Origin of the sequence: Phenylobacterium sp., from assembly GCF_004299445.1 — a bacterium.
Taxonomy (GTDB): Bacteria; Pseudomonadota; Alphaproteobacteria; order Caulobacterales; family Caulobacteraceae; genus Phenylobacterium.
This window is the reverse complement of sequence record NZ_SCTC01000003.1, coordinates 115442-127260: the sequence shown is the minus strand read 5'-3', so window position 1 is coordinate 127260 and position 11819 is coordinate 115442. Positions and strand designations below refer to the sequence as shown.

Genomic DNA, 11819 nt, shown 5'->3' with positions numbered 1-11819 from the left:
TCAGCTGCCCCGGTAGGTGGAGTAGGCGTACGGGCTCACCAGCAGGGGCACGTGATAGTGCGCGGTCGGGTCGGCGATGCCGAAGTCGATCACCACAGTCTCGAGGAAAGCCGGATCGGGCAGGGCCACGCCCAGGTCGCGGAAGTACTCGCCGACGTCGAATTCCAGGCGATAGGTCCCAGGGGTCAGGGTCGCCGCCGTCAGCAGGGGCTTGTCCACGCGGCCGTCCAGGTTGGTGATGGCCTCGACCAGCGTCTCGCCGCCGCGGCGCAGGCGTAGCGAGAGTCCCGAGGCCGGCTGGCCGCGCATGGTGTCGAGGACGTGGGTGGTCAGGCCGCTCATCTGGGTTCCGTTGCACGCGGCCGCTCAGAATCCGCCCGGAGGCTCGGAATTGCAACACTGGCGCAGGATTGCGACGGTGAAGGCCAATAGAAGCCTGCTAAGCGGTCATCCATGCCCGAGCATTCCTATCCCCGCGACCTGATCGGCTATGGCGCCGAGCCGCCGCACGCGGCCTGGCCGGGCGGCGCGCGGATCGCGATCCAGATGGTGCTCAACTACGAGGAGGGCGGCGAGAATTCCGTGCTGCACGGTGACGCCGGGGCAGAGACCTTCCTGTCCGACATGATCAACCCGGCGCCGGTCATGGGCGCGCGGCACATGAGCATGGAGCAGATCTACGAGTACGGCAGCCGCGCCGGGGTCTGGCGGCTGCTGCGCCTGTTCCGGAAGTATGAGACGCCGGTGACGGTGTTCGGCGTGGCGATGGCGCTGGAGCGGCATCCGGCGCTGGTGGACGCGTTCCTGGAGGCCGGCCATGAGATCGCCAGTCACGGGTGGCGGTGGATCAACTACCAGGACGTGCCTGAGCGCACCGAGCGCGAGCACATGCTGCGGGCCATCGACATTCACCGCCGGCTGACCGGCGAGCGGCCGCTGGGCTGGTACACGGGCCGCACCAGCCCCAACACGCGCCGCCTGGTCGCCCAGGACGGCGGGTTCCTGTACGACGCCGACGACTATTCGGACGACCTCCCGTTCTGGAGCACGGTCGAGCGCCGGCAGCACCTGATCGTGCCGTACAGCCTGGAGTGCAACGACATGCGCTTCTCGGGGACCGGCCTGAACACCGGCGAGCAGTTCTTCCAGTATCTGAAGGACACCTTCGACGTGCTGTACGAGGAAGGCGCCGAGCGGCCGAAAATGATGAGCGTGGGGCTACATTGCCGCCTCGCCGGGCGGCCCGGCAAGCTGGCGGGGCTGGAGCGGTTCATCCGCCACGCGCTGAGTCATCAGGACGTCTGGTTCTGCCGCCGCATCGACATCGCGCGGCACTGGCGCGCCACGCATCCGTACGAGGCCTAGATCATGGACTTCCGCACCTGCTACGTGGCGTTCGAAACCGGGGCCGAGCCGCCGCTGACGGTGGCCGCGCGGCTGGACGTGCCGACATCGGATGAGGCGATCGCGCCCGTGCCGGCGGTGGTGATCTGCCATGGGTCGGACGGGGTCGACGCGCGGGGCCGCTACCACGCACGGGCGCTGCACGCGGCGGGCTTCGCGACGCTGGAGCTGGACATGTGGGCGGCCCGCGGGACGACGCGCGGCGCGGCGGGGCGGCCGAAGACCGTGCCGGAGACCCTGCCGGACGCCTTTGCCGCGCTGGCGTTTCTGGCGCGCCAGCCCGAGGTCGATGCCGCCCGCATCGCGATCATGGGCTTCTCGTGGGGCGGGGTGGTCAGCGTGCTCAGCGCCACGCGGCGCTACGCGGACGCCCTGGCCCCGCCGGGCCTGCGGTTCGCGGCCCACGCGGCCTTCTATCCCGTGCTGTGGAGCTATAATCGCGCGCCGGGCCATGAGCTGCGCGACCTGACCGGCGCGCCGCTGCTGATCCACGCTGGGGCCGCGGACGCCTACGACACGCCGGAGGTCTGCGACGCGTTCCTGGGCGGATTGGCGGCGGCCGACCGGGCGCATGTGGAGCTGGTGGTCCATCCGGGGGCCACCCACGCCTTCGACCGCGACATGCCGTCCAAGACGATCCACGACCCCTACGCTCACAATGGCAAGGGCGGTCCGGTGCGGTTCGAATTCGATCCGCGAGCGGCGGCGGCGGCCAGTACGCGGGTGGTCGAGGTGTTCCGGGGCGCTTTCGCGAAGGCGTCGTCGTGACCCGCGACGAATTCCTGAGCCGGTATGGCGGCGTCTACGAGCATTCCCAGTGGGTCGCGGAGGCCTGCTGGCCGCCGCCGGAGGATCTGGCGGGCGCCATGCGCGCAGCGGTCGACGCTGCGCCCCGCGAACGGAAGCTGGCGCTGATCCGGGCGCACCCGGAACTGGCCACCCGCGCCAAGATGGCGGAGGCGTCCGTGAAGGAGCAGGCGGGCGTTGGTCTCGACCAGTGCACGCCCGCAGAGTTCGACGCTTTCCAGCGCCTGAACGCCGCCTACAACGCCCGCTTCGGGTTCCCCTTCATCTATGCCGTGAAGGGCGCCACGCGCGCCGAAATCCTGGCCGCCTTCGAGGCGCGGCTGACGAACGATCCCGAGACCGAATTCGAGACGGCGATCGCCCAGATCCACCGGATCGCAGGCTTTCGTCTCGCAGACCTGTTGTAGAGTGGGCTCATGATCTTCGACGACCTGCGCCGCCAATATGTGGACCTCGCCCAGCCGCGCCTGGGCAGCGAAGTCGTCTACGCCACCGACGATTTCTTCGCCGACAAGAGCCGGCTCATCGACCCCGCGCCGCCGGTGTTCATCCCCGGCAAGTACGACGACAACGGCAAGTGGATGGACGGCTGGGAGAGCCGCCGAAAGCGCACGCCTGGCCACGACTGGTGCGTCATCCGCCTGGGCGTCGCGGGCGTGGTCGCCGGCTTCGAGATCGACACCAGCCACTTCACCGGCAACTACCCGCCCGGCGCCGAAATCGAGGTGTGCCGTTCGGACGAGGTGAACCCGGAGGCCGGCTGGGTCAACGTCACCGGCCGCCTGTCGCTGAAGGGCGACGATCGGATCTACTTCCCTGTGGAGCACGACACCCCGATCACCCATGTACGGCTGCATATCCATCCGGACGGCGGCGTGGCGCGGTTGCGGGTCTGGGGCCGGGTCGATCCCGACTGGACGAAGGTGGGCCTCGACGAGGTCGTGGACCTGCTGGCTGTCGCGCGCGGCGGCCGCGGCATCATCGCCAACGACGAGCACTATGGCGCGGTCGGCAATCTGACGGTGCCGGGCCGCGGCGTGAACATGGGCGACGGCTGGGAGACGCGGCGGCGGCGCGAGCCGGGTCACGACTGGGCGGTGCTGGAACTGGGAACCTTCGGGACGATCGAAGAGGTCATCGTCGACACGGCCCACTTCAAAGGCAACTACCCCGACCGCTGCTCGATCCAGGCGACGCGGCGGGCGCACGGGTCGCCGGCGGAGATCGCAGAGCAGGCCCACAGCTGGCCGGTGCTGCTGCCCGAGGTGAAGCTGCAGGCCGACCACGTGCACACCTTCCGCGACGAGCTCGCCGCGCTGGGCCCGGTGCGGTTTGTACGCCTGAACATCTTTCCCGACGGCGGCGTCAGCCGGCTGCGGCTGATGGGCAAGGTGGTGCGCTAGGCCGCCCGCGCCGTCGGCAAGCCGCCCGCCTTCGCGAGGAACGCGATCACCTCATCCAGCCCCGACTGCCGCGTCAGGTCGGTGAACACGAACGGGCGCTCGCCACGCTGCTTCCTCGCGTCGGAGTCCATCACCGACAGGTCCGCGCCGACGTGCGGGGCCAGGTCGGTTTTGTTGATGATCAGGAGGTCCGAGCGGGTGATGGCCGGGCCGCCCTTGCGGGGAATCTTTTCGCCCTGGCAGACGCTGACCACATAGAGCGTCAGGTCGGCCAGGTCTGGGCTGAAGGTGGCCGCCAGGTTGTCGCCGCCGCTCTCGATGAAGATCACGTCCAGGCCGGGGTGGCGGCGGTTCATGTCGGCGATAGCCGCCAGGTTCAGCGAGGCGTCCTCGCGGATGGCGGTATGCGGGCAGCCGCCCGTCTCGACGCCCAGGATGCGGTCCTCTGGGAGGGCCTGGAGGCGGGCCAGGATCAGGGCGTCTTCCTGGGTGTAGATGTCGTTGGTGACGACCGCGATCGACCAGCGGTCGCGCATGGCCTTGCAGAGCTTCTCCACCAGCGTGGTCTTGCCCGAGCCGACCGGGCCGCCGATGCCGACGCGCAGAGGCCCATTGCTGGAGGAGGTGCTCATGAGCCGAACAACCTTCCGTCCAGGGTCTCGTGGCGCATGCTGGCGATGTCGGAAACAAGACTGGCCGAGCCGAGCTCGTCCAGCGTGGAGGCGGCCGCGCGCTTGGCGGTGCGGATGATCACGGGCTCGAGGGCGGCCAACACCTGCAGGGCGTCGGACTGGCCCAGCGGCACGGCGCGGACGGCGACGCTCACGAGGTTCGCGCCGAAGGCGTGCAGCCACGCGGTCAGCGCCGGCTCGAGTGGCAACCCTGCTGCGCCGGCCGCCGCGCCCAGCGCCACCGGATAGGGCGCGCTCAGGATCGGCGGCGGGTTCCAGGCGGCGACCGCCTTCAGGAACGCCTCACCCTGGCTCATCGTCTCCTTGCGCCGTTCCAGCGATGGACAGAGGGCCTCGGCCAGCTCGGCCACGTCATCCAGCGCCACGTGGTCCTCGGCGGTGACGGCGGTCCAGGCGGCCTTGGCCAGCACCGCGTCGCTCCAGGCCGAGCCGTGCTCCATCAGCCCTGCGATCCAGCCGGTGAGCGAGCGGACGTCGCTGACGGTCCCTTCGCGGATCGCCGTCTCCAGTCCGTGCGAGAAACCGAATGCGCCGGTTGGGAACGCCGGCGACAGCCAGGTCAGAAGGCGCAGCAGGCGCGCTTCAGTGGGCATGTGAATGCCCTCCATGCTCTTGATAGGCGCCGCCTTCTGGGTCGAACGGCGCCTCGATTTCGCGGACGTGCGCGCCCTGGTGCTCGAGCATCTGGGCGATCACGTGGTCGCGGCGGATCAGGATACGGTCGGGGAACACCTGGGCGGCCAGATGGCGGTTGCCGATGTGCCAGGCCAGGCGCAGGAGATCTGCCGGCGAATGGGCGGTGACTTCCAGCAGCGGCTCGGCCTTGGCCACAACCTGGATCACGCCGCCTCCGGGAAGCTGCAGGCCATCGCCGTGGCGGAGATGCGTCGCCTCCGCCAGGTCCAGCAGATACTCCGAGCCCGAGGCCCCGGTGAGCATGATGCGGCGGCGGTGACGCCCGTCGTAGTCCAGCGTCACGCTGTCGGCGGCGTCGCCTGTCCAGGCCCCCGCGGGCAGGATGTCGGTGATGGTGGTCAAAACAGGAAATACCTCTGGGCCATGGGCAGCACGTCGGCCGGCTCGCAGGTGAGCAGTTCGCCGTCGGCGTGGACCTCATAGGTTTCGGGGTCGACCTCGATAAGCGGGGTGGCGCTGTTGTGGACCATGGAGGCCTTAGAGAGGCCGCCGCGGACGTTCTCGACCGCCACCATCTGCTTCCAGAGGCCGAGCCGCTCGGGCAGGCCGCTCTCGATCGCGAGCTTCGAGGTGAAGACGATGGACGAGCGCGTCACGCTGCGCCCGTAGGCCGCGAACATCGGGCGGTAGTGGACTGGCTGCGGCGTCGGGATCGAGGCGTTCGGGTCGCCCATCGGGGCTGCCGCGATCGATCCGCCCAGCAGCACCAGATCGGGCTTCACGCCGAAGAAGGCCGGGCTCCACAGCACCAGGTCGGCGCGTTTGCCCACCTCGACCGAGCCGATGTGGGCGCTCATGCCGTGGGCGATAGCGGGGTTGATGCTGACCTTGGCGATGTAGCGCTTCACGCGGAAATTGTCGGCGGGACCGTCGCCCAGCTTGCCGCGCTGCTTCTTCATCTTGTCGGCGGTCTGCCAGGTGCGGATCAGCACCTCGCCCACGCGGCCCATGGCCTGGCTGTCGGACGAAATGATCGAGAGCGCGCCCAGGTCATGCAGGATGTCCTCGGCGGCGATCGTCTCCTTGCGGATGCGGCTCTCGGCGAAGGCGACGTCCTCGGGGATCGACGGGTCGAGGTGGTGGCAGACCATGAGCATGTCGAGATGTTCGGCCAGCGTGTTGCGCGTGTAGGGCCGGGTCGGATTGGTGGACGACGGGATCACGTTCGGCAGACCGGCCACCTTCAGGATGTCGGGGGCGTGCCCGCCGCCGGCGCCCTCGGTGTGGAACGCGTGGATCGTGCGGCCCTTGAAGGCGGCGATGGTGTCCTCGACGAAGCCGCTCTCGTTGAGGGTGTCGGTGTGGATCATCGCCTGGACGTCGTGCTCGTCGCAGACACTCAGGCAGCAGTCGATGGCGGCTGGCGTTGTGCCCCAGTCCTCATGGAGTTTGAGCGCGCAGGCCCCGGCGGCGACCTGCTCCACCAGCGCGCCGGGCAGGCTGGCGTTGCCCTTGCCCGAAAAGCCCAGGTTCATGGGGAACGCCTCGGCCGCCTCGATCATCCGCTGGAGGTGCCAGGCGCCGGGCGTGCACGTGGTGGCGGCCGTGCCGGTAGCCGGACCCGTGCCGCCGCCCAGCATCGTCGTCACGCCGCTCATCAGCGCCTCCTCGATCTGCTGGGGACAGATGAAGTGGATATGGGCGTCCATGGCGCCGGCGGTCAGGATCTTGCCCTCGCCGGCGATGACCTCCGTCCCCGGGCCGATGACGATGGTCACGCCGGGCTGGATGTCGGGATTGCCCGCCTTGCCGATGGCGTGGATGCGGCCGTCACGGAGGCCTACGTCGGCCTTCACGATCCCCCAGTGGTCGACGATCAGCGCATTGGTGATGACGGTGTCGACGGCGCCCGACGCGCGGGTGGCCTGCGATTGACCCATGCCGTCGCGGATCACCTTGCCGCCGCCGAACTTCACCTCCTCGCCATAGGTGGTCAGGTCGCGCTCGACCTCGATGAAGAGCTCGGTGTCGGCCAGCCGCACGCGATCCCCGGTGGTCGGGCCGAACATGTCGGCATAGGCGGCGCGTCCGATCCGGCTCATCAGACCTTGCCCATCACGTCCTGGCGGAAGCCGTAGACCTCGCGGCGGCCCGCCAGCGGCACGAGCGACACCTCGCGCTCCTGTCCAGGCTCGAAGCGGACGGCCGTGCCGGCGGCGATATCGAGGCGCTGGCCGCGGGCTGCGGCCCGGTCGAACCGCAGCGCCGGGTTGGTCTCGAAGAAATGGTAGTGGCTGCCCACCTGGATGGGCCGGTCACCCGTGTTGGCTACGCGCAGCACCGTGACCGGCGCGCCGGCGTTCAGCTCGATGTCGCCATCGGCCGGGATGACCTCGCCGGGGATCACTTGCGCGCCTTCGCGCGAGCCCGCCGCCACTGCCAGGCGCCCGCGACAGCCAGCACGACGAGGCCTGCAAAGGCCAGGATGTGGTCGGGCTCGGTCAGCAGGTGCCGCGCCTGTTCGGCCAGCGTCAGCGTCTCGTGGTGGCCCTCGTGGGCCAGGGCGGGGGTGGCCGTAAGGGCCATCAGGGCAGGCAAAAGTCTGCGCAACCGGAGTCTCCTCATCTGATCGGGTGGTGGACGGTCACCAGTTTGGTGCCGTCGGGAAATGTGGCCTCGACCTGCACGTCGTGGATCATCTCGGCGATGCCTTCCATGACCTGGGCGCGGCTGATCACGTGGGCCCCGGCTTCCATCAGCTCGGCCACCGTGCGGCCGTCTCTAGCGCCCTCGACGACGAAGTCGGTGATCAGGGCGATGGCCTCGGGATGGTTCAGTTTCACGCCGCGGGCCAGGCGCTTGCGCGCGACCTCGGCGGCCATGGCCACCAGCAACTTGTCTTTCTCGCGCGGGGTCAGGTTCATCAGGTGCTCCAGACCCGGGGCAGTGGCGCGCCGTTGCGCAGGACGCTGAGCGCCGGCAGCAGCACATGGCGGAGCGCGAACCCGTCGGCAGCGGTCACGCGGGCGAACAGTTTGCCGTCGAAGGCGCTGGCGCCGCCCGCGGGGCCCAGTGCGGCCCGCAGGGGCTCCAGGAGGCGGCCGGCCTCGGCGTCCACCAGCAGCAGGGAGGCGAAGGCCCGGGCGCCGGCCAGCATGGGCGCCATGGCGGCGCGGTCGGCGATCGGGCCGTCGAGGCGAAGGTCGTCGGCGAAGATCAGGCGGCCTTCAGTGCGGACCCGCCAGCGGTCGCGCAGCGCGCCCACCCGGACCGTCTCGGCCATGGCCGTGCGGCCCAGGACGACGGCTTCCAACGCCAGCAGGCGTGCGCCCGGCGCCAGGTCGGCCTCGAGGCGGCGAGACAACGCGCCGCCGTCGAACAGGATCGTCTCCTGTGGCAGCCAGTCGACCCGGCCGCCCTGGCCCACGTCCAGGCGGGTGGCGACCTCGGCCACACCGTCGCGGGCGCGGTAGATCTTCTCGCAGGCCTGGGTGGTGAGGGTGAGGCGCGCGCCGTCGACGGCCTCGGCAGCCCAGTCCATCCGGTCGCCGCCCGTCAGGCCGCCGGAGGTGTTGATAAGCACCGCTTCGAGTCCTTCGGCGCGGGCGTCCTTGGGCAGGCGGATCTTGCCGCAGCCCTCCTGGTACAGCCGTGAGAGCCGCGTGCGACCGGCTTCGCCCCGCACGGCGATCCGCGCACAGCCGCGCGCCCTTTGCAGGACGGGCAGGTCGGGCAGCGAAGCAGGACCCTGAATCATCGACACACCCTGCGGTGGTCCCCGGAGGTGTCCAGACAACGACGGCCCCGGCGGCGGCGTCAATCGCGGGCGCCGGTTTTTTGGGCGCCGCCGCCTTTCAGGCTCCGGGCGGCGTTCCGCCTGTATGGGCGTAGGTCTTGTTGGTGATCTGCCAGCGCCCGCCGATCTTCGCGACGGAGAAGTAGTCGACGAAATCGCAGCCCATGTAGTCGGTCTCGACCAGCACCGCGACGCCGGCGTCGCCCGCCAGGTCGATGTTGCGGACGTAGGCGTTGTAGTTCGGCCCGGCCAGGCCCGGCTGGCGCTCGACCATTTTGAAGAAATCGGTGATCGGGATGTAGGTGTCCATCGGACCCACATGGCCCATCATCCGGGCATCCGGATGGAATGCGGCCTGCAGCTTGGCGACGTCGCCGTTGGACCCGTCGATGTAGAGCTGGATGAGCTCGCGGACCTCTTCCAGGTCCTTCAGGTGGCTTTGCATGCCCGTCTCCTCTGCCGCGTCCATTGGCGACCATGGCGGAGCTCAGGGCAAGGGCGCAGTCCAGACGCCGCGCGTCTCTGGGACCTCGCGGGTTCAGGAAATGTTGCCAATTCCGCGGACTAGGATCAGTGTTCGCCCTCAAAGGCCCTGCGCCGGCGAAGACCCGGGCGGGGCCTTTTCGACTCTGGAGGTTTGTTCACGCCTATGTCCGGGAACAGGACATCCCACATCCGCCTCACGTCGCATCCGGGGGCGGGAACGCCCAGCCGGTTCCCGCTGAACTGGGACGCCAAGACCGCCCGCGAGCGCGGCCCTGTCGTGGCCACCGCCAACGCGGGCAGCGACCGCAACGCCATCGGCGCCCACGGCGGCGCCTATTCGGTCTACCGCGCACTGGCCGTCGCCTCCGGCGCCATGGACCCGATGGTCCGGCCCGAACTGGTGAACACCCATCCGGTGGTGCCGGTGGGCCCGCACCCCCAGTGGAGCGAGCCCGGCAAGATCGTCTCGCTCGATCCCTGGGGCGCGCGCATCGCCGAGGACTTCGCCGCCGAGATCGCCGAGGGCGTCGATATCCGCCCGACCATCGCGGTGACCAAGGCCCGCATCACCCTGCCCGAGATCGCCGAGGCCATCCGCGCCGGCCGGCTGAAGCCCGACGGCAAGGTGCTGTACGAAACCGGCGACGTGGCCGTGACGAAGGCCGCGATCGATCCCGTCTGGCATCTGCCGGGCGTCGCCGCCCGGTTCGGCGTGGAGGAGCAGCAGCTGCGCCGCGTGCTGTTCGAACAGACGGGCGGCATGTACCCCGAACTGGTCACCCGCCCCGACATCCAGGTGTTCCTGCCGCCGATCGGGGGCATCACGCTCTACATCTTCGGCGACGCCACGAAGCTGGGCGATACTCGCGTGCCGCTGACCTGCCGGGTGCACGACGAGTGCAACGGCTCGGACGTCTTCGGCTCCGACATCTGCACCTGCCGGCCCTACCTGACCCACGGGATCGAGGAGGCGACGCGTTCGGCCCAGGCCGGCGGCACGGGCCTCATCGCCTACAACCGCAAGGAAGGCCGCGCGCTGGGCGAGGTGACCAAGTTCCTGGTCTATAACGCCCGCAAGCGTCAGCCGGGCGGCGACCAGGCGGCCACCTATTTCGAACGCACCGAGTGCGTGGCGGGTGTCCAGGACGCGCGCTTCCAGCAGCTGATGCCCGACGTGATCCACTGGCTGGGCATCCGCCGGATCGACCGCTTCGTCTCGATGTCCAACATGAAGTACGACGCCCTGGTGACCGGCGGCATCGAGATCGGCGAGCGGGTGCCGATCCCCGACGAGCTGGTGCCGGACGACGCCAGCGTCGAGATGGAAGCCAAGAAGGCCGCCGGCTACTTCACGCCCGAGGGCGCGCCCTCCGAGGACGACCTGAAGAAGGTCGTGGGCCGGGATCTGAAGGAATTCTAGTTGTCGACCCACGTTGAGACGGCGCGCCGGCTTCTCTCCGCCGCCGCAGTGCGCGAGCGCGCCCACCAGATGCTGGCGCTGGCCGAGGCGGGCGGATTGGCCGAATGGGCGGTGGACCTGTCACGGCTGGAGGCGGCGGCGGACCTGACGGCCGAGACGGTGTGCGCGAACTACCCCGACCTCAAGGTCCCGTTCCATGCCCGCTGGCGGATGTTCGTGGCGGACGGGCGCGATCTGTGGGCCGAGGCGGACAAGCCATCCGATCCTATGGAATTGGGTCGTGCCGCGTTCGACCTCGTGATCCCGTCGGTGCTGCTGGACGCGGGCGCAGGGCCGACCTGGCGCTACGCGGACGCGGCCACCGGCGTCACCGTCGGCCGATCCGAGGGCCTGGGCATCGCCTCGCTGCGGATGTTCGAGGCTGGCGCGATGTCGTCCGATCCCGGCGATCCGATGAAGGCCGATGCGCTGGAGCAGGTGACGGCGGCGGGCGTGGCCCAGCACTTCCAGGTCCGCGACGACAACCCGATGGTGGGCCTTGAGGGGCGCGCCGAGCTGCTGCGCAGCCTGGGCCGCGCGGTGGGCCGGCCGGCGGCGCTGTTCGACATCATGGTGAAGCACGCCGAGGGCGGAAAGTTGCCGGCGCCGACGATTCTGCGCGTGCTGCTGGAAGCGCTGGGGCCGATCTGGCCTGGGCGCCTGTCGCTGGACGGTCAGCCGCTGGGCGACTGCTGGAAGCATCCGGCCGTCGATGGCTACGTGCCGCTGCACAAGCTGAGCCAGTGGATGAGCTACTCGCTGATCGAGCCGCTGCAGTGGGCCGGCGTCGAGGTCACCGACATCGACGGGCTCACGGGCCTGGCCGAGTACCGCAACGGCGGTCTGTTCGTGGACATGGGCGTGCTCACGGTGAAGGACCCGGCGGACGCCGATCGGGCGCACGCTGTCGACAGTCCGCTGGTCGTGGGCTGGCGGTCGCTGACAGTGGCCTTGCTGGACAGGTTGGCGCCGATGGTGCGCGAGCGGCTGGGCCTCACCGCGGCCGAGTTCCCGCTGGCGCGGGTGCTGGAGGGCGGCTCCTGGGCCGCGGGCCGGCGGATCGCGAAGCAGAAGCGGGCGGACGGTGGTCCGCCCATCGCCGTCATCTCGGACGGAACGGTTTTCTAGAGGGATAC

16 protein-coding genes are annotated in these 11819 nt (G+C 69.8%); 6 read left to right on the top strand and 10 right to left on the bottom strand.

Annotated elements, in window-relative coordinates:
- A complete protein-coding gene (gene uraH, locus EPN98_RS00845) occupies positions 1-342 on the bottom strand; it encodes a hydroxyisourate hydrolase (RefSeq protein ID WP_293358921.1) in 342 nt (113 codons plus the stop codon).
- A 111-nt stretch (positions 343-453) separates the two neighbouring features.
- On the opposite strand from uraH, the gene puuE reads away from it, so the two are divergent.
- Genes puuE through alc form a run of 4 tightly spaced genes read left to right on the top strand, consistent with a single transcriptional unit; the run spans position 454 to position 3614 of the window.
- The gene (puuE, locus tag EPN98_RS00840; protein WP_293358918.1) at positions 454-1365 is read left to right on the top strand and encodes an allantoinase PuuE; all 912 of its coding nucleotides are present in this window, start codon (positions 454-456) and stop codon (positions 1363-1365) included.
- A 3-nt stretch (positions 1366-1368) separates the two neighbouring features.
- A complete protein-coding gene (locus EPN98_RS00835; RefSeq protein WP_293358916.1) occupies positions 1369-2172 on the top strand; it encodes a dienelactone hydrolase family protein in 804 nt (267 codons plus the stop codon).
- Positions 2169-2618, top strand: coding sequence for a 2-oxo-4-hydroxy-4-carboxy-5-ureidoimidazoline decarboxylase (gene uraD / locus EPN98_RS00830; RefSeq protein ID WP_293358914.1), 450 nt, complete (start codon positions 2169-2171; stop codon positions 2616-2618). The genes EPN98_RS00835 and uraD overlap by 4 nt, the downstream gene beginning before the upstream one ends.
- Positions 2619-2627: 9 nt before the next feature.
- The gene (gene alc / locus EPN98_RS00825; protein WP_293358911.1) at positions 2628-3614 is read left to right on the top strand and encodes an allantoicase; all 987 of its coding nucleotides are present in this window, start codon (positions 2628-2630) and stop codon (positions 3612-3614) included.
- Here the strand turns inward: alc and ureG are convergent.
- The 9 genes from ureG to EPN98_RS00780 form a co-directional block, all read right to left on the bottom strand.
- A complete protein-coding gene (gene ureG / locus EPN98_RS00820; RefSeq protein ID WP_293358909.1) occupies positions 3611-4246 on the bottom strand; it encodes an urease accessory protein UreG in 636 nt (211 codons plus the stop codon). The genes alc and ureG overlap by 4 nt on opposite strands.
- Positions 4243-4899 carry an urease accessory protein UreF gene (locus tag EPN98_RS00815; protein ID WP_293358906.1) on the bottom strand — a complete coding sequence of 219 codons (657 nt, stop codon included), beginning with the start codon at positions 4897-4899 and terminating at the stop codon, positions 4243-4245. The genes ureG and EPN98_RS00815 overlap by 4 nt, the downstream gene beginning before the upstream one ends.
- Positions 4889-5344: an urease accessory protein UreE gene (locus tag EPN98_RS00810; RefSeq protein ID WP_293358903.1), complete on the bottom strand. Its 456-nt coding sequence runs from the start codon at positions 5342-5344 to the stop codon at positions 4889-4891. Before EPN98_RS00810 ends, EPN98_RS00815 begins: the two co-directional genes overlap by 11 nt.
- Positions 5341-7044, bottom strand: a complete 1704-nt coding sequence (ureC, locus tag EPN98_RS00805; protein ID WP_293358900.1) for an urease subunit alpha — start codon at positions 7042-7044, stop codon at positions 5341-5343. The genes EPN98_RS00810 and ureC overlap by 4 nt, the downstream gene beginning before the upstream one ends.
- Positions 7044-7349: an urease subunit beta gene (locus EPN98_RS00800; RefSeq protein WP_366558445.1), complete on the bottom strand. Its 306-nt coding sequence runs from the start codon at positions 7347-7349 to the stop codon at positions 7044-7046. The genes ureC and EPN98_RS00800 overlap by 1 nt, the downstream gene beginning before the upstream one ends.
- A complete protein-coding gene (locus EPN98_RS00795) occupies positions 7346-7552 on the bottom strand; it encodes a HupE/UreJ family protein (RefSeq protein ID WP_293358897.1) in 207 nt (68 codons plus the stop codon). Before EPN98_RS00795 ends, EPN98_RS00800 begins: the two co-directional genes overlap by 4 nt.
- An 11-nt stretch (positions 7553-7563) precedes the next feature.
- The gene (locus EPN98_RS00790; RefSeq protein ID WP_293358894.1) at positions 7564-7866 is read right to left on the bottom strand and encodes an urease subunit gamma; all 303 of its coding nucleotides are present in this window, start codon (positions 7864-7866) and stop codon (positions 7564-7566) included.
- Positions 7866-8699 carry an urease accessory protein UreD gene (locus tag EPN98_RS00785; protein WP_293358892.1) on the bottom strand — a complete coding sequence of 278 codons (834 nt, stop codon included), beginning with the start codon at positions 8697-8699 and terminating at the stop codon, positions 7866-7868. Before EPN98_RS00785 ends, EPN98_RS00790 begins: the two co-directional genes overlap by 1 nt.
- Before the next feature lie 97 nt (positions 8700-8796).
- On the bottom strand, positions 8797-9183 hold the full coding sequence (locus EPN98_RS00780; RefSeq protein WP_293358889.1) for a nuclear transport factor 2 family protein: 387 nt from the start codon (positions 9181-9183) through the stop codon (positions 8797-8799).
- A gap of 204 nt (positions 9184-9387) precedes the next feature.
- Between EPN98_RS00780 and EPN98_RS00775 the strand changes: the two genes are divergently transcribed.
- Positions 9388-10644 carry a GTP cyclohydrolase II gene (locus EPN98_RS00775; RefSeq protein WP_293358886.1) on the top strand — a complete coding sequence of 419 codons (1257 nt, stop codon included), beginning with the start codon at positions 9388-9390 and terminating at the stop codon, positions 10642-10644.
- Positions 10645-11811 carry a URC4/urg3 family protein gene (locus EPN98_RS00770; RefSeq protein WP_293358883.1) on the top strand — a complete coding sequence of 389 codons (1167 nt, stop codon included), beginning with the start codon at positions 10645-10647 and terminating at the stop codon, positions 11809-11811.
- The last annotated feature ends 8 nt before the right edge of the window (positions 11812-11819 follow it).